Annotated in this window: 22 protein-coding genes; 11 read left to right on the forward strand and 11 right to left on the reverse strand. The window is 72.4% G+C overall.

What is annotated here, in order from left to right:
• Positions 1 to 45: 45 nt before the first annotated feature.
• The 6 genes from AB4Z14_RS13985 to AB4Z14_RS14010 all read right to left on the reverse strand — a co-directional run bounded on the left by AB4Z14_RS13985 (position 46) and on the right by AB4Z14_RS14010 (position 5,461).
• Complete coding sequence (locus AB4Z14_RS13985) at positions 46 to 1,272, reverse strand: GNAT family N-acetyltransferase (protein ID WP_442275706.1); 1,227 nt, start codon at positions 1,270 to 1,272, stop codon at positions 46 to 48.
• A 49-nt stretch (positions 1,273 to 1,321) separates the two neighbouring features.
• The gene (locus AB4Z14_RS13990) at positions 1,322 to 2,872 is read right to left on the reverse strand and encodes a hypothetical protein (RefSeq protein WP_442275707.1); all 1,551 of its coding nucleotides are present in this window, start codon (positions 2,870 to 2,872) and stop codon (positions 1,322 to 1,324) included.
• A 13-nt stretch (positions 2,873 to 2,885) separates the two neighbouring features.
• The gene (locus tag AB4Z14_RS13995; RefSeq protein ID WP_020145753.1) at positions 2,886 to 3,542 is read right to left on the reverse strand and encodes an ABC transporter ATP-binding protein; all 657 of its coding nucleotides are present in this window, start codon (positions 3,540 to 3,542) and stop codon (positions 2,886 to 2,888) included.
• A 123-nt stretch (positions 3,543 to 3,665) separates the two neighbouring features.
• Positions 3,666 to 4,127 (reverse strand): DUF3817 domain-containing protein, encoded by a 462-nt coding sequence (locus AB4Z14_RS14000; RefSeq protein ID WP_056826611.1) that lies wholly within the window; start codon positions 4,125 to 4,127, stop codon positions 3,666 to 3,668.
• Positions 4,128 to 4,287: 160 nt separating this feature from the next.
• Positions 4,288 to 4,680: a hypothetical protein gene (locus AB4Z14_RS14005; RefSeq protein WP_442275708.1), complete on the reverse strand. Its 393-nt coding sequence runs from the start codon at positions 4,678 to 4,680 to the stop codon at positions 4,288 to 4,290.
• A 328-nt stretch (positions 4,681 to 5,008) separates the two neighbouring features.
• A complete protein-coding gene (locus AB4Z14_RS14010) occupies positions 5,009 to 5,461 on the reverse strand; it encodes an SgcJ/EcaC family oxidoreductase (protein WP_442275831.1) in 453 nt (150 codons plus the stop codon).
• Positions 5,462 to 5,565: 104 nt separating this feature from the next.
• On the opposite strand from AB4Z14_RS14010, the gene AB4Z14_RS14015 reads away from it, so the two are divergent.
• Complete coding sequence (locus AB4Z14_RS14015) at positions 5,566 to 6,195, forward strand: TetR/AcrR family transcriptional regulator (protein ID WP_442275709.1); 630 nt, start codon at positions 5,566 to 5,568, stop codon at positions 6,193 to 6,195.
• 27 nt (positions 6,196 to 6,222) lie between these two features.
• Here the strand turns inward: AB4Z14_RS14015 and egtD are convergent, their stop codons facing one another.
• Positions 6,223 to 7,203 (reverse strand): L-histidine N(alpha)-methyltransferase, encoded by a 981-nt coding sequence (egtD, locus tag AB4Z14_RS14020; protein ID WP_442275710.1) that lies wholly within the window; start codon positions 7,201 to 7,203, stop codon positions 6,223 to 6,225.
• Positions 7,200 to 8,489, reverse strand: a complete 1,290-nt coding sequence (egtB, locus tag AB4Z14_RS14025) for an ergothioneine biosynthesis protein EgtB (protein ID WP_442275711.1) — start codon at positions 8,487 to 8,489, stop codon at positions 7,200 to 7,202. The genes egtD and egtB overlap by 4 nt, the downstream gene beginning before the upstream one ends.
• A 209-nt stretch (positions 8,490 to 8,698) precedes the next feature.
• On the opposite strand from egtB, the gene AB4Z14_RS14030 reads away from it, so the two are divergent.
• The 4 genes from AB4Z14_RS14030 (at position 8,699) to AB4Z14_RS14045 (ending at position 14,227) form a co-directional block, all read left to right on the forward strand.
• Positions 8,699 to 11,389 (forward strand): DNA polymerase III subunit gamma and tau, encoded by a 2,691-nt coding sequence (locus AB4Z14_RS14030; RefSeq protein ID WP_442275712.1) that lies wholly within the window; start codon positions 8,699 to 8,701, stop codon positions 11,387 to 11,389.
• A gap of 123 nt (positions 11,390 to 11,512) precedes the next feature.
• Positions 11,513 to 12,271 carry a class I SAM-dependent methyltransferase gene (locus tag AB4Z14_RS14035; RefSeq protein ID WP_442275713.1) on the forward strand — a complete coding sequence of 253 codons (759 nt, stop codon included), beginning with the start codon at positions 11,513 to 11,515 and terminating at the stop codon, positions 12,269 to 12,271.
• 117 nt (positions 12,272 to 12,388) lie between these two features.
• Positions 12,389 to 13,063, forward strand: a complete 675-nt coding sequence (locus AB4Z14_RS14040; RefSeq protein ID WP_056774096.1) for a lysophospholipid acyltransferase family protein — start codon at positions 12,389 to 12,391, stop codon at positions 13,061 to 13,063.
• A gap of 45 nt (positions 13,064 to 13,108) precedes the next feature.
• Positions 13,109 to 14,227: a HoxN/HupN/NixA family nickel/cobalt transporter gene (locus tag AB4Z14_RS14045; RefSeq protein WP_442275714.1), complete on the forward strand. Its 1,119-nt coding sequence runs from the start codon at positions 13,109 to 13,111 to the stop codon at positions 14,225 to 14,227.
• A gap of 22 nt (positions 14,228 to 14,249) precedes the next feature.
• Here the strand turns inward: AB4Z14_RS14045 and AB4Z14_RS14050 are convergent, their stop codons facing one another.
• Complete coding sequence (locus AB4Z14_RS14050) at positions 14,250 to 14,630, reverse strand: hypothetical protein (protein ID WP_442275715.1); 381 nt, start codon at positions 14,628 to 14,630, stop codon at positions 14,250 to 14,252.
• A gap of 98 nt (positions 14,631 to 14,728) precedes the next feature.
• Between AB4Z14_RS14050 and recR the strand changes: the two genes are divergently transcribed.
• The 6 genes from recR to AB4Z14_RS14080 all read left to right on the forward strand — a co-directional run bounded on the left by recR (position 14,729) and on the right by AB4Z14_RS14080 (position 20,216).
• Complete coding sequence (gene recR, locus AB4Z14_RS14055; protein WP_020145767.1) at positions 14,729 to 15,328, forward strand: recombination mediator RecR; 600 nt, start codon at positions 14,729 to 14,731, stop codon at positions 15,326 to 15,328.
• Between the two features lie 258 nt (positions 15,329 to 15,586).
• Positions 15,587 to 16,174, forward strand: coding sequence for a DUF5063 domain-containing protein (locus AB4Z14_RS14060; protein ID WP_442275716.1), 588 nt, complete (start codon positions 15,587 to 15,589; stop codon positions 16,172 to 16,174).
• Between the two features lie 130 nt (positions 16,175 to 16,304).
• Positions 16,305 to 17,576, forward strand: coding sequence for an aspartate kinase (locus AB4Z14_RS14065; protein ID WP_056774091.1), 1,272 nt, complete (start codon positions 16,305 to 16,307; stop codon positions 17,574 to 17,576).
• A gap of 39 nt (positions 17,577 to 17,615) precedes the next feature.
• The gene (locus AB4Z14_RS14070; protein ID WP_442275717.1) at positions 17,616 to 18,719 is read left to right on the forward strand and encodes a WD40/YVTN/BNR-like repeat-containing protein; all 1,104 of its coding nucleotides are present in this window, start codon (positions 17,616 to 17,618) and stop codon (positions 18,717 to 18,719) included.
• 150 nt (positions 18,720 to 18,869) lie between these two features.
• Positions 18,870 to 19,082 carry a hypothetical protein gene (locus AB4Z14_RS14075; protein ID WP_442275718.1) on the forward strand — a complete coding sequence of 71 codons (213 nt, stop codon included), beginning with the start codon at positions 18,870 to 18,872 and terminating at the stop codon, positions 19,080 to 19,082.
• 99 nt (positions 19,083 to 19,181) lie between these two features.
• On the forward strand, positions 19,182 to 20,216 hold the full coding sequence (locus AB4Z14_RS14080; protein WP_442275719.1) for a DNA topoisomerase IB: 1,035 nt from the start codon (positions 19,182 to 19,184) through the stop codon (positions 20,214 to 20,216).
• A 90-nt stretch (positions 20,217 to 20,306) separates the two neighbouring features.
• On the opposite strand, the gene AB4Z14_RS14085 is transcribed toward AB4Z14_RS14080, so the two are convergent.
• Both AB4Z14_RS14085 and AB4Z14_RS14090 read right to left on the reverse strand, forming a co-directional pair.
• Positions 20,307 to 20,795: a pyridoxamine 5'-phosphate oxidase family protein gene (locus AB4Z14_RS14085; protein WP_256795700.1), complete on the reverse strand. Its 489-nt coding sequence runs from the start codon at positions 20,793 to 20,795 to the stop codon at positions 20,307 to 20,309.
• Between the two features lie 107 nt (positions 20,796 to 20,902).
• Complete coding sequence (locus tag AB4Z14_RS14090; protein WP_442275832.1) at positions 20,903 to 22,312, reverse strand: MDR family MFS transporter; 1,410 nt, start codon at positions 22,310 to 22,312, stop codon at positions 20,903 to 20,905.
• Between the last annotated feature and the right edge of the window lie 138 nt (positions 22,313 to 22,450).

Raw genomic sequence — 22,450 nt, forward strand, 5'->3', positions numbered from 1 at the left:
GTCCCCGGTGTGACGACGGGGCCACTCGACTGGGTCAGCCTGCTGTCAGAAGTACTCGGTGATGAAGGGCTGGCAGGCGAAGACGGCGTCGAGGGCGGCATCGCCGTCGGGGATGCCCCCGGTCGCGAGCTCGGCCTGGCGCAGGCGCGACACGGACCAGCCGCACCACAGTGCCGCCAGCCCGCGCGCCTCGACCCGCAGCGCGTTCGAGGTGATCGCGTCAGCCGCGTCGGTGCCGGCATCACCTCGAACCGGGGCGTCGTCGGTGCGTGTCGCGGTGCCGCGCCCGTCGCGGACCGACAGGCGCCACCGACCGGTGTTGGCGGGCGCCTCGGTGTCGTCGACGACCAGGTCGGCCTCGACCGAGAGGTGCCGACCGAAGCCTCGCCCGGCGAAGGCCGCCCCCAGGTCGACGACCCGGCCCATCCACGGGATCTGCTGGACCTCCACCGTCGGCAGCCCGCCCAGCGCGAGCGTCACCGGGTCGCGCGGGTCGAGGAAGGTGTGCACCGTCGGCGCGGCGGACGAGCCCGATCCGACGACGCCCCACAGCGTCGCCGCTGCCTCGGGGGTCGTGGCGACGAGAACCTCGACCGTGACGGCCTGCTCGGACAGGTCGTAGACGACGAAGCCGCCGTCGACGACGTAGGCGATGAGCTCGTCGCGCTCGAGCATCCCGGTGAGTGCCGCCACCGAGCGCACCATCGGTCCGCTGACCCCGTGCCGGGCGTTCGAGGCGCGGGCGAGGTCGTGCATCTGCTGCGCGTCACTCGGCACCGCGGGGCGCAGGCCGGTCGACCCAGCCCGCCCGGCGCGCGTGGCGCCGAGGTCGCGGAGGTGGTGGGCGGCATACGTCATCCGGGTCTGCACGCCCCCGATCTCGTAGCCGGTGCGGCGGTACAGGGTCGCCGTGGTCGGGAAGAGGCACGACACGACGTCGCCGAGCTCGCCCATCCTCGTGATGAGGGCGCGGGTCAGGGTCGTCGCGACGCCCCGGCGGCGGGCGCTCGGCTCGACGTAGACGCCGGCGACGCCGCCCATTCGCAGGTGCTGTCCGCCCCACGCCTGCTCGTAGGGTCGGATCCGGCCCGCGCCGATGACCTGGTCGGACTCGTCGACGACCGCGATCATCCGGCCACCGAGGGTCTCGGCCGAGACGCGCTGCCACCACACGTCGCCGCCGGTGCCGAGCGGACCGAACGACCGGTTGCGGATGGCCAGGACGGCGGGGAGGTCGGCGTCGACGACGTCACGCGTGCGCAGCTCGCTCATGGCCCCGAACCTAACGAGTGGTCACCGCCGACCGCGAACGGGTTGTCGCTCAGGCGCGGTGCAGGTAGGTCAGCCGGCGCACCTTCGAGACCGCCCAGGCGAGCACGGCGTAGACGAGCCAGCTCACGACCGAGAGCCACGTGTAGCTGGCGGCCTTGGTCAGCACCGCGACGAGCGAGCCGAGCACGACGACGGTGAGGGCCGGCACGGCGTACCAGGCGATGACCATCTGGGGACGCAGCATGAAGGTGGGGGAGCCGCGGAAGGCCGCCAGCACGTTGCCGGCGACGACGAGCACGAGGATCAGCCACAGCGACAGCGGCGCACTGGCCGGCAGCGACCCGAGGGCACCGGCGACGGCGACCCAGCCGCCGAGCACCAGGAGCGTCAGGGCGGTGGGGACCGTCACGTGGGCCACGGCCTCGGTCAGCTCGCCGGTGCCGAGGAGGGAGGGAGTGCCGACGTTGTCGGCCTGCAGGCGCAGCCCCTCCGCCCAGGCGCCGAAGCCGAGGTAGAGCGGCAGCAGGCCGATCGTCGCCGCGATGCTCGGGGCCGCCGGTTGCGTAAACGCCCACGTGACGATCGCGCCGCCCAGGAGCGTGAGGCCGAGGCCCGAGAGGAACGCGCCCGGCGTGCGCCGCAGGCCGATGACGTCGCGGCGGACGAGCACGCCGAAGGGTCGACCCGGGCGGAGTCGCGCGGAGCGACCGTGGCGGACCGGGCGGGTCAGCGCGAGGCGCGCGGTGCGCAGGTTGCCCGTGAGGGCGGACCCGGCCATCGTCGAGGTGTTGGCCGAGTGGGCCCGCAGCGACTCGGCGTGCAGCTCGCGCAGGGCATCGGGCACGCGCCAGAGCAGGCTGAGACCGCGGTCCGGGCCGGGCCAGGAGCGCACCTGCGACCAGAGCCAGAGGCGCGTGGCGAGGACACCGAGCGCGGTGCCGACAGCCGTGGTCACGATGATCGTCAACGGGCCGGCCAGGTGCGCGAAGGCCAGGCCGGCCCCGATGGTCAGCCCGCTGAGCGCCCCGATGAACAGGCCCCCGACGGCGGCGTAGCGCCACCACCGACGCAAGGCCAGGGCGCGGTCGAGCGGCACGGGGAGCACGAGGTCGATCCAGGGCATGGGCGGCACGACCGGGCCCCGGAAGCGGCCGGCGAAGACCACCGCTCCGAGCAGCGCCGCGACGGACGCGACGAGTAGCGCGATCGCCTCGGGCGAGCTCAGCTGGTCACCGAGCGAGGAGGCATCGGACGTGCGGAACACGGCCTGGACGATCGGGAGGCCGTAGACGAGCGCGCCGAGGAAGAGGACGTAGCCGGCATACAGCCCCTGCTGCCGGGCCTTGCGCGCGGCCTCGCCACCGATGACCCAGTCGGCCTGGCCGAGGAGGTCGTGGTCGTCGTAGTCGACCTCGGCCGGTGCCGTGACGTCACGTGCCGAGCGGTCGTATGCCGTCTCGCCGGGCGTCTGGGTCGCCGCCGGCTCCGCCGTCGGCTCGGGGGTCGTGGGTGCGGGGGTCGCGGGTGCGGGAGTCGTGGGTGCAGGGGTCGTGGGTGCAGGTGCGGCCTTTCTGCGGGCCGGCTGCTTGCGCTTGCTCATCGGCGGTCCGTGGTCAGCGCGCCGGGACGATGTCGACCACGCGGGTCGCGAGGGTGGCCGTCAGTTCGGGGTCGTGGCAGGCCATGACCACCGTGCCGCCGGACTCGGTGCGCTCGCGGATCAGCTCGGCGACGACCTGGCGCTTGCCGGTGTCGAGCCGCTGCTCGGGCTCGTCGAGGAGCACGACGCTGGCGGGGCGCGAGAACGTCAGCGCGAGCCGGAAGAGCTGCTCCTGACCCGACGACAGCTCGTGCGGGAAGCGGTCGTCGAGGTGGGCGATGCCGAGGCGGTCGAGGAGGGCGAGGCTGCGGTCGTCGGACGTGGCCGGGTCACCACCCCACGTCGAGTCGATGAGGACGAGGTGGTCGACGAGGGTCAGGTCCCGGTAGGTCGTCGGCGCGCCGAGCAGGGCGGCGACGGCGGCGCGGACCGTCCGGTCGCGCTCGTCGGCCTCGCGGCCGCCGATGGTCGCGGTTCCCGTGCTGGGCACGAGCAGCCCGCCGATGATCCGGAGCAGGGTCGTCTTGCCCGAGCCGTTGGGACCCCGAAGCACGATGCACTCGCCGGGGTCGGCGCTGACGTCGGTCGGCAGCAGCAGGGTCGTCTCGTCGATCGTCTTGCCGACGCCCTCCGCACGGACCTCACCGGTCAGCACTGCGACCGCACCCATCTGCTTCCATCCCTTCGTCGACCCGGTCGAGCTGTCGGAAGCCACCGTATGCCGCCCGGCTCGGAATGCCCTGACCGGGAGGAGGTACCCACGAGCCGTGAGGGGGCGACGTCGGGCGCCGGGTCAGCCCTGCGTGCCGACGGGCGGGCCCAGGAGCAGGGCGACGCCGGTCAGCGCGAGCACCGCGACGACGCCGACACCCACGGCGACCAACGGCCGGGCGAGCAGGGCGGCGACGAGGCGTTCGGCCGGAGTGGCCGGCGTGTCGCCGCCGCGGCCGAGGCGCCAGCCGCCGTCGAGGCGCCCGCGACGCTCGAGGCGTCGCTCCCACCACACGGTGAGGAACGGCGGCACCGCGCTGAGCAGGCCGAGCAGGCCCTCTCGGGCGGTCCAGCGCTGGTTGACCCAGAGCAGGAGCGTGACGAGGCAGAACGCGATGAAGACGACGCCGTGCACGAGTCCGAAGACCCTGACCCCCAGCTCGGTCGTGTGGGTCACGTACTTGAGGACCATCCCGAGCAGGAGCAGCGCCCACGTCACCACCTCCGCGAGGGCGATCCGGCGGTAGAGGGAACGAGGGGTCATGCGGAGATCTCCTACATCGTGTCGTACTGGAGCGCCCAGTGTGCCAAACGCCCGGACGGCTTCCGCGGGCACCCCGACGGATGAGCCCCGCGTTCCTCCGGCACAGGGGTATGCCGTCGCGACCGGGCGCGACGGCATACCTCGGGCGGCGCGTCCTGGGTCAGCGCCGCGCCGCCCTCTCGGACAGGACGACGCGGACGCTCGTGCCGATGATCCAGACGTCGATGAGGGTCTGCGCGGCGAAGAGGTTCGAGACCTCCGGGTTGCCCGTGGCCGCCAGCAGTGGTGCGGCGACAGCGAAACCGAGACCCCCGACGACGCCGAGGACGGCGAGGACCCGGGCGGGCCACGTCGCCGCCCGTGCGACCGCGACGGCGAGCAGGGCCGCAGACACGCCGACGAGCGGGGTCGTGAAGGTCGAGAGCGCCAGATGGGTGTCGACCATCGGGGTCGCGCCGCCGGCCTCGAGCGCATCGTGCTCACCGCCGGCGAGCAGGTGCGGCACGAACTCCGGCGCCGCGACGGCCCAGGCGACGATCGTCCCGGTGACCACGGCCGGACCCCGGCCGGGAAGGCGTCGTGGCGCCGGAGCAGGACGAGGCCGACCAGTGTCGTCAGCATGCCCGCGAGGAGCACGGCGTGTGCGGGCAGCCAGACCGGGGACCCGATGAGCGCGAGAAGGCTCTCGTGCATCGAACCCGACGTCTCGTGCGGGTGCATCGTCCCGCCGACGGCGAGCAGGGCTCCACCGACGCCGAAGACCACGGCGGCGCGACGCGCGAGGCGGGATGGGGCGGACGTGCGCTCCGACGCGGGGGTGGTGTTGGTCTCGGCCGCGCGGCCCGCGAGTGCCTCGCCGACCGTCCCGCCCACGAGGGCGCTCATCGCGTGGCCTCGAGGGTGTTGTGGGTGACGGCGATCTGCCAGGTCTCGCCGACGCGGACGAGGACCGAGGTCGAGGTGGCGGCGTGTATGCCGGCCAGTGGACCGCTCGGGACGTCCAGGGTGTTGCGCGACGTCGCGACGATGACGTCGTCGGCGAGGTGGCGTGCGTCCACGAGCTCCATCCGGTTCGTGCTGCCGGCGTAGATGGTCGCGAAGATCCCCGCGTGTCCGCCGGCGATGGCGTCGCGTCCTCGGTGGTGCTCGCCGCGGATGTTCACGAAGGCCGCGTCCGCGGCATAGGGCGCGCCGAAGCCCTGGCCGTCGCCGGCGTTCCAGGCCGCCTCGAGGCGCCGCAGGACGGCAGCGGCCGTGTCGGCGGCGGCCGTGTCGGCGCCGGCCCCCTCGGTGGCGGCGGTGTGCGGCGCGGCTTCGGTGGCGGACGGGTCCAGCTGGGTGGTGCTCGTGGTGCTCTCCTTTGAGTGAGTTGCTCATGATTGATTGAGCAATACTCAGTCAATATAGAACCGCTCAGTCGACCTGTACAGTGGTTTCCGTGAACAGCTCCGAGCCCGCCCCTCGCGCCTACCACTCCTCCCTTCGCGAGGAGCAGGCCGAGCAGACGAAGCAACGCATCGCCCGGGCCGCCCGGCAGCGCTTCGTCGAGTCGGGGTGGGCGGGCACGAGCGTGCGCTCGGTCGCGGCGGATGCCGGCGTCTCCGAGGCCACGGTCTATGCGGTCTACGGCACCAAGGCGGGGCTCGCGACCTCCCTCGTCGAGAGCGGTGAGCTGGATGCCGGGGTCGAGCAGGTCGCCCGCGAGATCGACGCGGCGCAGGGTGACCCGAGAGGGCAGCTCGCTGCGTTCATCCGGTTCGACCGGCGACTCTTCGAGCGCGGTGGGGACGGCCTGCGGCTCACCGTCGAGGGTGGGCGCAACGAGCCCGCGCTCGCCGCGGCGTACGAGCAGGGGCGGGCCCGCGGTGACGCGAACCGGCGCGGGCTGTTCGCCTCGTGGCCGAGCGGGGCGCTGCGCGACGGACTCACGCTGGACCGGGCCCTCGACGTCTACGCGACGGTGTGCTCGATCCAGACCTTCGACATCGCGACGCGCGAGCGCGGCTGGTCCGTCGACGAGGTCGAGCAGTGGTGGGTCGAGACGCTCACCGAGCTGCTGCTCGCCTGAGCCGCACCGCCCTCGGAATGACCCCGGTCAACCGTCCCGTCGGGCGAGGGTCAGGGCGAAGTCGCCGTCGTCGTCGGTCCACGTGCGCTCGACCGTGAAGCCGGCCGCGCCCAGCTCGTCGCGCAGGCTCTCGCGGCGGAACTTCGTCGAGATCTCGACGCGGATCTCCTCGCCGTGCGCCAGGTCGAACGTCAGGTCGGCACCGGGGATGCTCACCCGCTGCGGCATGTCGGCGCGCAGCCGGAGGTCCATCCGCTCCTGACGCGGGTCCCAGAAGGGGACGTACGAGAAGGCCTCGATGTCGAAGTCGGCGCCGAGCTCGCGGTTGAGCACGCGCAGGCAGTTCGTGACGAACCGCGCCGTGACACCGCGGCTGTCGTCGTAGGCGGCGATGAGCCGGTCGGTGCTCTTGACGAGGTCGGTGCCGAGCAGGAACCAGTCACCGGACTCGAGGCTGTCGTGCAGGGCCCCGAGGAAGGCCGCCCGCTCCTCGACGTAGAAGTTGCCGATGGTCCCGCCGAGGAAGGCGACGAGCCGCCGCCCGCCTGTTGGCAGGTGCCCGAGGTGCAGCGTGAAGTCGCCGACGAGGGCCTCGACGCGCAGCGACGGGTAGCGCTCGGAGAGCATCGCCGCCGCGTCCCGCAGGGTCTGCTCGGACACGTCGACCGGGACGAAGCGCTCGAGGCTCCCGCGCGCGGCGAACGCGTCGAGCAGGGTGCGGGTCTTGTCGCTCGTGCCGCTGCCGAGCTCGACGACGGTCGTCGCGTCGCACGCGGTCACGATGTCGGCGGCGTGGTCGCGCAGGATGGCCCGCTCGCGCTCGGTCGGGTAGTACTCCGGCAGTCGCGTGATCTCGTCGAAGAGGTCGGAGCCGGCGTCGTCGTAGAGCCACTTCGGCGGCAGGGTGCGCGGCTGCGACCCGAGCCCACGGCGTACGTCGTCGACGAGCGCTCCCGACGCCCAGTCGGGGTCGAGCGCGACGGTGACGACCGGCTCGCGGGCGCTCATCGGCGCTCACCGCCGTCGGCGAGGCGGACGCCGGACAGCGCCCAGCGTGAGCCCGGCGGGAAGAAGTTGCGGTAGGTCGCCCGGGCATGACCGGGCGGGGTCAGGGCACACCCGCCACGCAGCACCATCTGGCCCGACATGAACTTGCCGTTGTACTCGCCGATGGCGCCGGCCGGCGCGTGGTAGCCGGGGTAGGCGAGGTAGGCCGAGCTCGTCCACTCCCAGCAGTCGCCGTAGACCTGGCGCAGGTGGCCGGTGCTCGGACCGGCCGCGCGCGGGTGGAACGTCTCGGTGTCGGCGAGGTTGGCGCCGGTGGCCGGCGGCTCGGACTGGCCGTCGGCGACGACGGCGTGCTCCCACTCGGCCTCGGTGGGGAGCCGCTTGCCCGCCCACGTGGCGTACGCGTCGGCCTCGTAGTGGCTGACGTGGCTGACCGGGAGCCCCGGGTCGACGGGCCGGGTGCCGCTCAGCGTGTGCTCGAACCACACCCCGTCGACCTCGGACCAGTAGAAGGGCGCCCGCCAGCCCTCGGCGCGCACCTTCCCCCAGCCGTCGGAGAGCCAGAGCTCGTGGCGCTCGTAGCCGCGGTCGGCCATGAACTCGAGCCACTCGCCGTTGGTGACGAGGCGGTCGGCGAGGCGGTACGGCTCGAGCCACTGCTGGTGCAGCGGCAGCTCGTTGTCGAAGCTGAACCCGCCGCCACGGTGACCCACCTCGACGAGGCCGCCCTCGACGTCGACCCAGCCCCACGGGTCGGGAGCCGACGGCGCGAGGGGGCTGCCGGCATACGTCGGCTGGAGGGGGTTGACCGACAGGACGTGCTTGATGTCCATGAGGAGCAGCTCCTGGTGCTGCTGCTCGTGGTGGAAGCCGAGCTCGATGGTGGACGTGAGCTTCTCGAGCGAACCGCCGTCGAGGGTCGTGACGAGATCGCGCATCCGCGAGTCGACGTCGGCGCGGTAGAGCCCGACGTCGTGGGCGCCCGGGCGGGTGACGAATCCTCGCTCGGCGCGGGCATGGCGGGGCCCGACGCCTTCGTAGTAGCTGTTGAAGAGGAACCAGTAGCGGTCCTGGTAGGGCTTGAACGACGGCTCGTGGTCGGCGAGCACGAACGTCTCGAAGAACCACGTGACGTGCGCGCGGTGCCACTTCGTCGGCGACACGTCGGGCATCGTCTGGACGGTCTGGTCCTCGGGGGACAGCGGGGCGGCGAGCGTCTCGGTGTGGGCTCGCACCTCGTCGTAGCGGGCGACGAGCGTGTCGGCGTCCCAGGTCGGGTCGGGCATGGGTGACCTCCTCCGTCGGCCGCTGGTGCACCGTGCACAGCGGACCGGTGCATCGACCCTAGGCACACCCGGTGACAGTCGCTCGTCCGACCAGCGGTCCGTAAGGAGCTGTTCACCCTTTCGACGGTCCCGACCGTCCGCACGGTGCGCCGCCGCCGGCTGCTCGGTCGGCGTTCCCGGCGTCGGTCGTGGCCGTTAGGGTTTCGGGCATGGCCACCGCCCTGTACCGCCGCTACCGGCCCGAGAGCTTCGCCGACGTCATCGGCCAGGAGCACGTGACGGAGCCGCTCATGCAGGCGCTGCGCACGGGTCGGGTCAACCACGCCTACCTCTTCAGCGGCCCGCGCGGCTGCGGCAAGACGACGAGCGCGCGCATCCTCGCGCGCTGCCTCAACTGCGAGCAGGGCCCGACGCCGATCCCGTGCGGCACGTGCGACTCGTGCGTGGCGCTCGCGCGCGGCGGCTCCGGCTCGGTCGACGTCATCGAGATCGACGCCGCGAGCCACGGTGGTGTCGACGACGCCCGCGACCTGCGCGAGCGGGCGAGCTACGGCCCGGCGCAGAGCCGCTTCAAGATCTACATCATCGACGAGGCGCACATGGTGACGCCTCAGGGCTTCAACGCGCTGCTCAAGATCGTCGAGGAGCCGCCGGAGCACGTGAAGTTCGTCTTCGCGACGACCGAGCCCGAGAAGGTCATCGGCACGATCCGCTCGCGCACCCACCACTACCCCTTCCGCCTCGTCCCGCCGGCCAAGCTGTCGACGTACATGGAGCGGCTGCTCGAGTCCGAGCACGTCGCGGTGCAGCCGGGCGTGCTCAGCTTCGTCACGCGCGCCGGCGGGGGCTCGGTGCGCGACTCGCTGTCGGTCCTCGACCAGCTCATCGCCGGCTCGGGTCCCGAGGGGCTCACCTACGACGGCGCCGTGTCGCTGCTCGGCTTCACCGACGGCGAGCTGCTCGACAGCACCGTCGACGCGATGGCCGCCGGTGACGGCGCCGCGACCTTCCGCCAGATCGACCGGGTCATCGAGTCGGGCCACGACCCGCGACGCTTCGTCGAGGACCTCCTCGAACGGCTGCGCGACCTCATCATCGTCGCGGCGATCCCCCAGGGCGTCTCGCAGGTGCTGCGCGGCGTCCCCGAGGACCAGCTCGAGCGCATGCGGGTGCAGCAGGCGGCGTTCGGCCCGGGCGCGCTGTCGCGGGCGGCCGACATCGTCAACACCGGCCTGACCGAGATGACCGGTGCCACCGCGCCCCGGCTCCAGCTCGAGCTCATCTGTGCCCGCATCCTCCTCCCGGCCGCCTCCGGCGAGCAGGGGTATGCCGCCCGCCTCGACCGTCTCGAGCGGCGCCTCGACGTCGGCGGGGTCCCGACCGCCGCCCGTGCCGACGTCCCGCCCGTGGGGGTGCCGATGAGTGCGCCTCCCGCCCCGCCGTCAGCTCCGGCCCCGTCCGGCCCGTCGGCCTCGGTGACCTCGGCCGTGTCCGCGCCGCCGCGCACCGTCTCCGACTACACGCCTCCGCCGGGCGGCGGCGGGTCAGGCGCCTCGCACGCCGCCGGTGGCATGGGCGGGGGTGGTCGCAGCACCGGCATCGACACCCCCGGCGCGGCTGCCGCCGCGACGGCTGGTCCGTCGGGTCCGGGTGATGCGGGCCGCGTCGACGCCACCCGGGCCGAGGTCGGCTCCCCGCCGGTCATGACGCCGGACGAGTCCGTCGGCGGCCCGTCGTCCGTCGACCAGTCGCACACTGGCGGCCAGCACCTCGCCGGTGCCTCCGACGAGGCTCGGTCCGCGGCCACGGCCGCGCCGTCGCCGTCCGCCCCCGCGTCGCATCCGGCGGGCAGGGCGTCCACCGGCACCGACGACGCCGTCGCCGAGGGCGCTCCTGCCGGTGGCATGGACACCGATGCCATCCGCCGGGCCTGGCCCAACGTGCTCGGTCGCATCTTCACGATGCGTCGCATCACCTGGACCTTCGTGTCCCAGAACGCCCAGGTCACGGCCTTCGACGGCAAGAGGCTCACCCTCGGCATCGCGACGGCCGGCCTGACGCAGACCTTCCGCGCCGGCAACCACGCCGACATCGTCCGACAGGCCCTCATCGACGAGCTCGGCGTCGACGCCATCGTCGACGGCATCCACGTCGACGCGGTCTCGCAGCAGGCCCCCGTCGCGCCGCCGCCGGGAGTGGTCCCGCCCGGGCTGCCGGACCCTCCCAGCAAGGGTGCGCCCGGTGGTCCGGACGTCGGTCAGCCATCGGGCCAGCAGGGTGATGGCGGCGCAGGCCGCCAGTCGTGGGGTGATGCCGGCGCGGGGCATGAGTCCGCCGGCTCCCGAGACAGCGCTCCGGGCGGGGCCGGCGGATCCGGTGGATCGTCCCCGAGCGCAGGAGGCGGCGCGTCAACCACCGGTTCGCGCGGCGCGACCGCCCTCGCCGATGCCGGGCTGAGCCCGGTCTCCGGCCGCTCGCTCGAGGACAACGCCGGCTGGGGCTCGGCGACCGGGCCCGCCCCCGACTGGGCCACCGCCCCCGCCGGGGAGTCGCCGGCGTCCGGTGCGTCGGGTGCGTCGGGTGCGTCGGGTGCGGTTGGTCAGCCGGTAGCGTCCGCCGCGGGGGACACAGACCCGGCAGCCGCGGGGGCGTCCGGCGGGGGAGACGTGCCCACCGACTCCGCCGTGCGCGGGGCGAGTGCCGTCCGGCAGTCGTTCGCCCAGGCCCGGTCGCGCGCCGGAGGCTCTCGCCCCACCGACGACGACCCGCCGCGCCAGCCGGTCACCGACGACTCGGCGGTCAGCGACGACGACGAGGACATCGAGCAGTCCGGGGACGTCGGGCGCTCCGTCATCGAGAAGGTGCTCGGCGGTCGGGTCGTCCAGGAGCTCGAGAACTGACCCAGCCCGCCCTGTCCCACGCCGGTCCCCTCGGCCGGGGACGCCTGCGGCAGCTGCTGACTCGGGGTTAGGAGAATGTTCATTCACCCGTGGGCGTACGCCTCCCGGGAGTAGCGTCGCAAGGTGACCTTCGAGGTTGCGGCGGACGCCTACAACCGCTTCATGGGGCGTTACTCGGGGCCGCTCGCCACACGATTTGCCGACTGGTCCGGTGTGGCCGGACCGGGTCGGGCCATCGACGTGGGCTGTGGGACCGGCGCCCTGACCCGAGTCCTCATCGACCGGCTGGGCGTCGACGGGGTCTCGGCGGTCGACCCGTCGCAACAGCTGCTCGCCGCCCTGCGCCAGTCGTTCCCGACGCTCGACGTGCAGACCGGAACGGCCGAGGCGCTGCCCTTTCCCGACGACCTCTTCGACCACGCGCTCGCCCAGCTCGTCGTCAGCTTCATGGCCGATCCGGTGCTCGGCCTGCACGAGATGGCCCGGGTCACGCGGCCGGGCGGGACCGTCTCGGCGTGCGTGTGGGACCTCGCCGGTGGGGGAGCGCCGCTCACCGTCTTCTGGCAGGCGGCCCGCGACCTCGACCCCGGCGTCGACGACGAGTCGGGGATGAGCGGGGTCCGCGAGGGCGAGCTGGCCCACTTCTGCGACCAGGCCGGTCTCAACCAGATCGAGGACACCGCGCTCACGGTCACCGTGCGGCACCCGACCTTCGAGGACTGGTGGGACCCCTACACGCTCGGCGTCGGTCCGGCGGGGGCGCACGTGCAGAGCCTCGACGAGGTCGGACGCGTCCGCCTGCGCGAGCACTGCCGCGAGCTGCTGCCCGCGCCGCCCTTCTACATCATGGCCACCGCTTGGGCCGTTCGCGCCCACGCCTGACGCGTCTGCGCCCGACGTGCTCGGGCCCGCCACCCGGCATACCAAGGGGTGAACACCGGGCCGCCGCGACGCACGCCCCACACCGGACGGCCGGTGGACGGCCCTAGGCTGTGGCCCATGTTCTACAGCCTCGGGCGCAACCTCCTGTACCCGCTGTCCCATGCGCTGTACCGGCCCACCATCGAGGGCAAGGAGAACATCCCGCGCGAAGGCGGCGTGGTCGTGGCGAGCAACCACCGCTCGTTCATCGACTCCTTCGCCATCCCGCTCGCCTCGCCGCGGCAGGTGCGCTTCCTCGCCAAGGAGGAGTACTGGACGGGCACGGGCGTCGGCGGCTTCGTGCGCAAGGGCTTCTTCAGCGCCGTCGGGATGGTGCCGGTCAACCGGCACTCGCCGACCGCCGCGCAGGAGAGTCTCGACGCGGCACTCGAGGTGCTCAAGGCGGGCGACGCGTTCGGCATCTACCCGGAGGGCACGCGCTCGCGGGACGGCCGGCTCTACCGCGGGCGTACGGGCGTGGCGTGGCTCGCGCTCACCGCGCAGGTCCCCGTCGTGCCGGTCGGGCTCATCGGGACCGAGGACATCCAGCCCGTCGGGGCGAGCTTCCCGCGGCTCGCGAAGGTCACGGTGCGCTTCGGTGAGCCGATCGGGGTCGAGGAGTACGCCGGCATGCCCGCAGGCAAGGCGCGGCGCCTGCTGACCGACCGGGTCATGGAAGCCATCGCGGAGCTGAGTGGCCAGGAGCGCGTCGACACGTACAACGAGGTGCCGGGCGGCGAGCCCGCCATCTGAGGGTGGGCGTTGCAGATGCGACCCAGTCGCATCTAGCGTGGGGCCGTGACCCTGACGTCCCCCCGCCCGAGCTCGGGCCCGCGGTCGGGCTCGGCTGCGCGCCGGCGGCTCTCCCGGGACGAGCGACGCAGCCTCGTCGGGATGGCGGCCTTCGTGGCCCTGCTGCACGTCGTCGGCTGGGGACTGCTCGTCCTCGTCGTGGCCCCGGCGGAGTACCGCGTCGCCGGCCAGCTCTTCGGCGTCGGGCTCGGCGTCACGGCCTACACCCTCGGGATGCGCCACGCCTTCGACGCCGACCACATCGCCGCCATCGACAACACGACCCGCAAGCTGCTCGCCGACGGCAGGCAGGCGATGAGCGTGGGCTTCTGGTTCAGCCTCGGACACTCGTCGGTCGTCTTCGTCATGGTCATTCTCGTGGCCCTCGGCATCCGGGCCCTCGCCGGCGCCCTCGAGGACGACGGCTCGGCGCTGCAACAGGCGACCGGTGTCTGGGGCACGACGGTCTCGGGCGTCTTCCTCGTCCTCATCGGTCTCATCAACCTCGCGGCGCTCGTCGGCATCCTCAAGGTCTTCCGCCGGATGCGCTCGGGGCACTACGACGAGGCCGAGCTCGAGCGGCAGCTCGACAAGCGCGGCTTCCTCAACCGCATCCTCGGGCGCGTCACGCGGGCCGTGCGCAAGCCGTGGCACATGTTCCCGGTCGGGCTGCTCTTCGGCCTCGGCTTCGACACGGTGACCGAGGTGGGGCTGCTCGTCATCGCCGGCGGCGCCGCCGCGGCCGCCCTGCCCTGGTATGCCGTCCTCACCCTTCCCGTGCTCTTCGCCGCGGGCATGTCCCTCCTCGACAGCCTCGACGGGTCGTTCATGAGCGTCGCCTACGGCTGGGCGTTCAACCGGCCGGTGCGCAAGATCTTCTACAACATCACCGTCACATCGCTGTCGGTGGCCGTCGCCCTCCTCATCGGCGTCATCGAGCTCGTCGGGCTGCTCGCCGACAAGCTCGACGTCACGTCGGGACCGGTCGCGTGGGTCGGTTCGATCGACCTCGGCGACGTCGGCTTCTGGATCGTCGGGCTCTTCGTCCTCACCTGGGCCGTGGCGCTCGCCGTGTGGCGGCTCGGGCGCATCGAGGAGCGGTGGTCGGCGACGCTCGCCGACTGATCGTGGCGCGAGCCGCGCACGGTCAGGTGCGGGCGGCCTCGAACGCGCCGCGGAAGTGCGGCAGGGCCGCCTCGACCGACTCGGCCGTCGCGGTGTCGCCCCGGCCGAGTGGCACGACCCGTTCGAGCGAGGCCGCGGCCGCTGCCTGTGCCGCGACCTCGCTCTGCTTGTAGGCGACCCACAGCGCGTCGCGGGGCACCGCGGCCTCGCGGAGGGCATCGACGTAGGCCGGCACCTGCAGCTCGTGGGGGTCGCCGAACGTGAAGTCGAGCACTCCGGGCTCGAGCCGGCGCTCGGCGTACCCGGAGTGCATCCGGAAGCAGAACATCGTCCGGAAGGGCATGGCGCCCTGGATGCGTTCGCTGCGCCGGGACACCGTCCGGTCGTCCATCTGGTCACCCACTCCGACACCCCCTCGACCCGTCGCCCCTGACTCTGCTTCACCACGCTAGTCCGGTGCGGCGGTGCGCAGCAGGTGATTGCGGGGCTTAGTGTTGCGGTGTGTACGAAGGCGCGGTGCAGGACCTGATCGACGAGCTCGGACGACTCCCCGGAGTCGGTCCCAAGAGCGCCCAGCGCATCGCTTTCCACCTGCTCCAGACCGACTCCGACGACGTGACGCGGCTCGTCACGGCGCTCACCGAGGTCAAGGCCCGGGTCCGCTTCTGCGAGCAGTGCGGCAACGTCGCCGAGGCCGAGCGGTGCCGCATCTGCGCCGACCCGCGCCGCGACCAGACGGCGATCTGTGTCGTCGAGGAGCCCAAGGACGTCGTCGCCATCGAGCGCACCCGTGAGTTCCGGGGCACCTACCACGTGCTCGGCGGCGCGATCAGCCCCATCGACGGCATCGGTCCCGACGACCTGCGGGTGCGCGAGCTCATGGTGCGCCTCGCCTCCGGTGAGGTGCAGGAGGTCATCATCGCGACCGACCCCAACCTCGAGGGCGAGGCCACGGCCACCTACCTCAGCCGGCTGCTGCGTGACGTCGGCCTCACCGTGACGCGTCTCGCGTCGGGCCTGCCCGTCGGCGGTGACCTCGAGTACGCCGACGAGGTGACCCTCGGGCGGGCCTTCGAGGGCCGCCGCCGCGTCGACGCCTGACCTCCCACGGGTCGGTGGGCCAGGCCCACCGAGGACGTATGCCGTCCAGCCACCCTCCCGTCGAGTGACGCTCCGCAACACTCGAGTGAGCGCTTCGCAACACGGACGCGTGGTGGCTGGTGCTGGGCGCTCACTCGAGTGGGACTGGGCGCTCACTCGAGTGGGTGAGGGTGAGCGGGCTGGCGTGCGGACGGCTCGGACGGCTCCGGGTGGCTCCGGGCGCGACTGGGCGACACGGCATACGGCATGCTGGGGGCCATGACTGACGAGCCGCTGGACGAGGGCCACCCGGGCGAGATCGACGACCTGTCGGGTCTCGCCGACCTGACCGCCGCGGAGGCGAGCGCCTTCCTCACGTCCGTCACGGAGGTGGCGTCGGGCAGCTCCCCCGAGACGGCGCTGCCGCTGCTGACCCTCGCCCTGTCGCAGGTGCTCGTCGCCGGGGCACGACTCGGCGCCATCCAGGACGTCGTGCCCGAGGAGCGCTTCGAGCCGGATGCGGCCGACGACGACTCGGACCCGCTGCGCACGGGCCTCGCCAACGTCTTCGTCGGCATCGACGACTACGTCTACGTCATCGACCCGATCACCTCCTCCGACCGCGCCGACGGGTCGATCACCAACGACCTCGTCGACGTGGCGGTGTCGCTGAGCCATGGGCTCAAGCACTACGCCGCCGGTCGGAGGCTCGAGGCGCTGTGGTGGTGGCAGTTCGGCTACCTGTCCAACTGGGGCGACCGGGGGATGATGGCGCTCCGGTCACTCCACTCGATCCTCGCGCACCTGCGGCTCGACGCCGACGAGGAGGCCGTGGGCGAGGCGGAGTTCGACGCGCTGCACCCGTAGCCCGCGCAAGAACGTTCGGCGCACGGGACGAATCGGCGCACATCTCACCATCGCGACGTCCCGGTGGACGTCCTGCGAGCCCGCCTAGACTCGGAGCCGCCGCAGACCACCGAGGAGATCCGGAGCCAGTGTGAGCATCGTCGTCCAGAAGTACGGCGGGTCGTCCGTTGCCGATGCCGAGGCCATCAAGCGTGTGGCCCGGCGCATCGTCGAGACGCAGCGCGCGGGCCACTCGGTCTGCGTCGTCGTCTCCGCGATGGGTGACACGACCGACGAGCTGATGGATCTCGCCGAGCAGGTCACGCCGGCCCCGCCGGCCCGCGAGCTCGACATGCTGCTCACGTCGGGCGAGCGGATCTCGATGGCGCTCGTCGCGATGGCCATCGCCCAGCTCGGCGCCGAGGCGCGCTCCTTCACCGGCAGCCAGGCGGGCGTCATCACCGACGACGCCCACGGCGCCGCCCGCATCATCGACGTGACGCCGGGCCGCATCCAAAGCGCGCTCGACGCCGGTCACATCGCGATCGTCGCCGGCTTCCAGGGCGTCAGCCAGACGACGAAGGACATCACGACCCTCGGCCGCGGCGGCTCCGACACGACCGCCGTCGCGCTCGCCGCGGCGCTCGGCGCCGACGTCTGCGAGATCTACACCGACGTCGACGGCGTCTTCACCGCCGACCCGCGCGTGCTGCCCAACGCCCGCAAGCTCGACGTCCTCTCGATGGAGGAGATGCTCGACCTCGCCGCCAACGGCAGCAAGATCCTGCACCTGCGGTGCGTCGAGTACGCCCGCCGCTACGGCATCCCGATCCACGTCCGCTCGTCGTGGTCGCGAAAGCCCGGCACGTGGATCAAGGACAACCCCTACGAAGGAGAAGGCGCCGTGGAGGCACCGATCATCGCCGGCATCGCCCACGACCGCAGCGAGGCCAAGATCACGATCGTCGGCGTGCCCGACCGGGTCGGCATCGCCGCCAAGATCTTCGGGGCCATCGCCGAGGCCGGCCTCAACATCGACATGATCGTGCAGAACGTGTCGGCCGCCGAGACGGCCAAGACCGACATCTCCTTCACGCTGCCCAAGGCCGACGGCCCCAAGGCGATGTCGGTGCTCCAGTCGATCAAGCACGAGGTCGAGTACGCCGACCTCCGTTTCGACGACGGCGTCGGCAAGATCGCCCTCGTCGGGGCCGGCATGAAAAGCCACCCCGGCGTCTCGGCGAAGTTCTTCGGCGCGCTCGCCGAGGCCGGCATCAACATCGAGATGATCTCGACGTCCGAGATCCGCGTCTCGGCCGTGACCCGCGCCGAGGACCTCGACGACGCCGTCCGCGCCGTGCACACCGCCTTCGGTCTCGACTCGACCGAGGACGCCATCGTCTACGGCGGCACCGGCCGCTGAGCGCGCCGACCGGCCCGATCGCGGCTAGTTTCGGGAGGCATGAGACTCCCGACGCGATCCGTCCTGCTCGCAGCCGCCACCACCGCGCTCGTCGCCACGACCTCGAGTGCGTATGCCGTGTCGCCCGGTGCCGTGGGACGTGACGCTCCCGCGAGGGCCGGGGTGACGGCATACGGCTGGACGGTCACGCCGACCGGGACGACCGAGCGCTTCCGCGGCCTCGCGCCCGTCTCACGCGACGTGGCGTGGGTGAGCGGGACGAAGGGCACCGTGCTGCGGACGACCGACGGCGGCCGCACGTGGGGCGACGTCAGCCCGCAGGGGCTCGGCACCGCAGCGCTGGAGTTCCGCGACATCGAGGCCTTCGACGCGCGGCACGCCGTCATCCTCTCGATCGGGGAGGGGGAGGACTCGCGCATCCTCGTCACCGACGACGGTGGCGCGACCTGGACCGAGAGCTTCCGCAACACCGACCCGGCCGCCTTCTACGACTGCATGGCGTTCAGCTCGCCGCGGCGCGGGCTCGCGATGAGCGACCCGGTCGACGGGAGGTTCCGGCTCGTCCAGACCTCCGACGGCGGCCGCTCGTGGACCCCCGTCGACCCGGCCGGGATGCCGGCCGCCCAGGCGGGCGAGTTCGCCTTCGCGGCGTCGGGCACCTGCCTCTCGTCGGGTGTCGGCGGTCGCACCTACCTCGTGAGCGGTGGTGTCGACCCGGCCCGCGTCTTCACCTCGACCGACCATGGCCGCACGTGGACCGTCGCCGACAGTCCCGTCGCCGGTGGTGCGTCCGCCGGCATCTTCTCGGTGACCTTCCGGGACGCCCGGCGCGGCGTCATCGTCGGCGGCGACTTCGCGGCTCCGACCGGCGCGGTCGACAACGCCGCGTGGACCGCCGACGGCGGGCGCTCGTGGACGAAGTCGACGACCAACCCGTCGGGCTACCGGTCCGGGTCGGCCTGGGTGCCGCGGACGGCGCGCACGGTGCTGGCCGTGGGCCCGTCGGGGTCCGACGTCTCGACCGACGGCGGCCGCACGTGGTCGACGTTCGACACCGGGAGCTTCGACTCCGTCGAGTGCACGCACGACGGCGCCTGCTGGGCGTCCGGCGAGCAGGGCCGGGTCGGCGTCCTCACCCGCTGACGGAGCGCGCCGGCCATCGCCTGACTCTCGTCGGGAAGGTCCGGCGGCCCGGGCGGCGCCGAAAGGCACAGGTTCGCCTCAGCGAGCCGTGGGTATGGTCGAAGAGGTAGCACGACAACCACCTACTCGGGGCGATAGGTAATGACTGACGTGACCCCTCACGAATCACATCTGCAGAGCGACGGCTCGGTCTTCCCGCCCGTCACGCCCGATCCCCCTCTGCCGCCCGGTCAGGCGGAGATCAAGGTGCCCGACATGGTGCCGGTCGCCTCCCCGGACGGTCCCGACACCGAGGCGTCGACCCGCGAGACCACGGACGCGACGTCCGAGGTCGGGGGCGTGCGCCCCGACCCTGCTGACTGAGCACCACCCGTCCGCCCACCACGCCGAGCCGCGCAGCACCGCGGCGCGGTGCGGTGGGGGTGCGGTTGGGGCTCGACCCGGTGCGGGTATCTCAACGGTGTGAGACTGCGCCGGAGCACCATCGACAAGCCCGGGATCCGTCGCGTGCGGCGGGGCAAGGGCTTCAGCTACGTCGACGCCGACGGCAGGGCCGTCGATGCCGAGACGCGTGAACGGGTCATCGCACTCGTCATCCCGCCGGCCTGGCAGGACGTCTGGATCAGCCCGCACCCGAACGGCCACATCCAGGCCGTCGGCACCGACGACGCGGGGCGGCGTCAGTACCTCTACCACGACGCCTGGCACGAGGCGCGCGGCCGCGAGAAGCACGACCGCGTCATCGTGCTGGCCCGCAAGCTGCCGGCCGCCCGCAAGCAGATCGCGGCCGACCTGCGCACCAACGGCCTGACGCGGAAGCGCGTCACCGCCGCCGGCCTGCGGATGCTCGACGCCGGGCTCTTCCGCAGCGGCGGAGAGGAGTACGAGGCCGAGCACGGCTCGCACGGCGTCGCGACGCTGCTCCGCTCCCACGTCACGGTGAGCGGTGAGGACGTCACCTTCGAGTTCCCGGCGAAGTCGGGCGTCACCCGCGAGGCCGTCATGACCGACCAGCTGTTGGCGCGGATCGTGTTGTCCCTCAAGCGAAGTGGCTATCCGGGTGAGCGCCTGCTGGCCTACCGCGACACGAACGGCTGGCACGAGCTGCGCTCGAGCGACCTCAACGTCGCCTTCAAGGAGCTCGTCGGCGAGGAGTACACCGTCAAGGACCTGCGCACCTGGGCGGCCACCGTGACGGCTGCCGTCGCGCTCGCGCGGACCGGCCCCGTCGACTCCGAGCGCGAGCTCAAGCGCGCCGAGAAGGACGCGATGAAGGTCGTCTCCGAGCACCTCGGCAACACGCCCGCGGTCGCCCGCAGCTCGTACGTCGACCCCCGCGTCCTCGACGAGTACGCCGTTGGCCGCACCATCGCACGCAGCCTGTCGCGCCTGACCAAGGCCGATCGCACCCGACTCGAGCTGGGCGAGCTCGTGCGGGTGCGCGACCGCGACGCGCTCGAGCGAGCCGTCATGCGGCTCGTCAAGGGCGCGGCGTGAGGCTCCTCTGAGGCACGCCTGAAAGCACGTATGCCGTCGGGTTCCCTTCAATGCGAAGGGGACCCGACGGCATACGACCGTCTCAGGCGGTCAGAGGTCGACGACCTCGTTGTCACCCTCGATGCGCTCGCCGGTCACCTTCGCCTTGACGAAGTTGGCGATCTGCGTGACCTTGGCGCCGGGGGAGTCCCAGTACTCGGCCGAGTCGGCGCTCACCTTGATGATGATGTTGTTCGGGTTCTCCGGCCCACCCTCGAGCCAGGCTCCCGTGAAGGAGTTCCACAGCTCGGCGAGCTTGGCGCTGTCGTCGACGATGGTCGCCGTGCCGGACAGCGACACCCACGAGCTGTTCGAGCTGTAGGCGACGTTGACGCGCGCCGGGGACTGCGTGGCGATGTCGCGTGCCTTGTGGCTGTCGCGCTCGGCGACGAAGAGCACGTCGCCGTCGAACTCGACCTCCTGGGTCGCCATCGGGTGGCTCACGAGGACACCGTTGGAGTCCGCGTGCGTCAGCATCGCGATCCGGATGTCCTTGATCAGGTCGGCGACCTTCCGGGTGCCGTCGTCGTGCTCGCTCATCGCTTTCTCCTCGTCGTCGGGGTCTGTGACGCTGTCCCTGGCGACGTACCCGATGCCCTCGAGCCCTACTCGTTCCTGTCGAGGGTTGGCCGGCCGGTGGCTACGGGTCAGGCGGTGGAGGGCTCGGTCTGCGCGAGGTCGGTGGACTCGTTGTCCGACGAGCCGCCGTGGGCGACGTCCTCAGCCCGCGTGTGGGGCATGAGCAGCCCGGCGGCGACCGTGACGAGAGCGACGACGAGGACGGCGAGGAAGACGGCCGTCGAGCCGGCCTGCACCGCCTCGCTCGACGCCTCGCCACCATGGGACGCGATGACGGCGTTCGCGATGGCGCCGAAGATCGCGACGCCGACGGCGCTGCCGACCGAGCGCATGAACATGTTGGTTCCCGTGACGACGGCACGCTCGTTCCACGGCACCGAGGCCTGCGCCGCGATGAGCGTGGGCGTGGCGACGAGGCCGAGGCCGAAGCCGACGACGAGGCACGACGCGGCCGTGGCGAAGACGTTCGGGGTGGCCGAGGTGAGCCACAGCGCGAGGGCGCCCACGGTCGCGACGACGAGGCCGATGAGCGCCGTCGGGCGGAAGCCGATGCGCATGTAGAGCCGACCCGACTGCGAGGCCGAGATGGGCCAGCCGATGGTGAGGGCGGCGACCGCGAGCCCCGCCACGATGGGGGTGGCGCCGGTCGAGCGCTCGAGGAAGGTCGGCACGTAGGAGGTGAGCCCGACGAGCACTGCACCGACGCCGATGCCGATGAGGCACGTCGCGACGATGAGCCGCCGGGTCAGCACCTCGAGCGGCAGGATCGGCTCGGCCGCCCGTCGCTCGATGAGACCGAAGGCGAGGAGGAGCACGCCGCCTACGGCGAAGGAGCCGATGCTCTGCCACGAGCTCCACGCCCAGGCCTGGCCGCCCTCGAGGACGGCGAGGATGAGCAGGGTCAAGGCGACCGTGAGGACGGTGGCCCCGGCGTAGTCGATGCGGTGCCGGCGACGCTCGACGGACTCGTCGTACTTGCGCCAGATCATGCCGGCGGCGAGCAGGCAGAACGGGATGTTGACGAAGAAGATCCAGCGCCACGAGGCGAACTGGGAGAAGACGCCACCGAGCGTCGGGCCGACGACGGACGACACGGCCCAGACGCTCGCGATGTAGCCCTGCGTCTTGGCCCGCTCGGCAACGGTGTAGATGTCAGCGGCGATCGTCGTCGTCATCGGCAGGACCGCACCGGCGCCGAGCCCCTGCAGTGCTCGCATGACGATGAGCGAGCCCATGTCCCAAGCGAACCCGCAGAGGATGCTGCCGACCAGGAAGAGCCCGATGCCGACGAGGATGACCGGCTTGCGCCCGACCGTGTCGGCGAGCTTGGCGTAGACGGGGACCGACACCGCCTGCGCGAGCAGGTAGACGGAGAAGAGCCACGGGAACTGGGTGAGGCCGCCGAGGTCCGCGACGATGGAGGGGACCGCCGTGGCGAGGATCGTGGAGTCGAGCGCGATGAGCGACGTCGACAGCATGAGGGCGATGAGGATGGGCCCGCGTTCCGAGCGAAATCCGAGGGTGGACGAGGTCGACACGATGCTCCTGCCGGTTGGGGCGACAAAGAGGGACAACGCACGCGCCCGCCGTTCATTCCCGCCGGTCCGACATCCGGG

This window comes from Terrabacter sp. 2TAF16 (assembly GCF_052115065.1).
Taxonomy (GTDB): Bacteria; Actinomycetota; Actinomycetes; order Actinomycetales; family Dermatophilaceae; genus Terrabacter.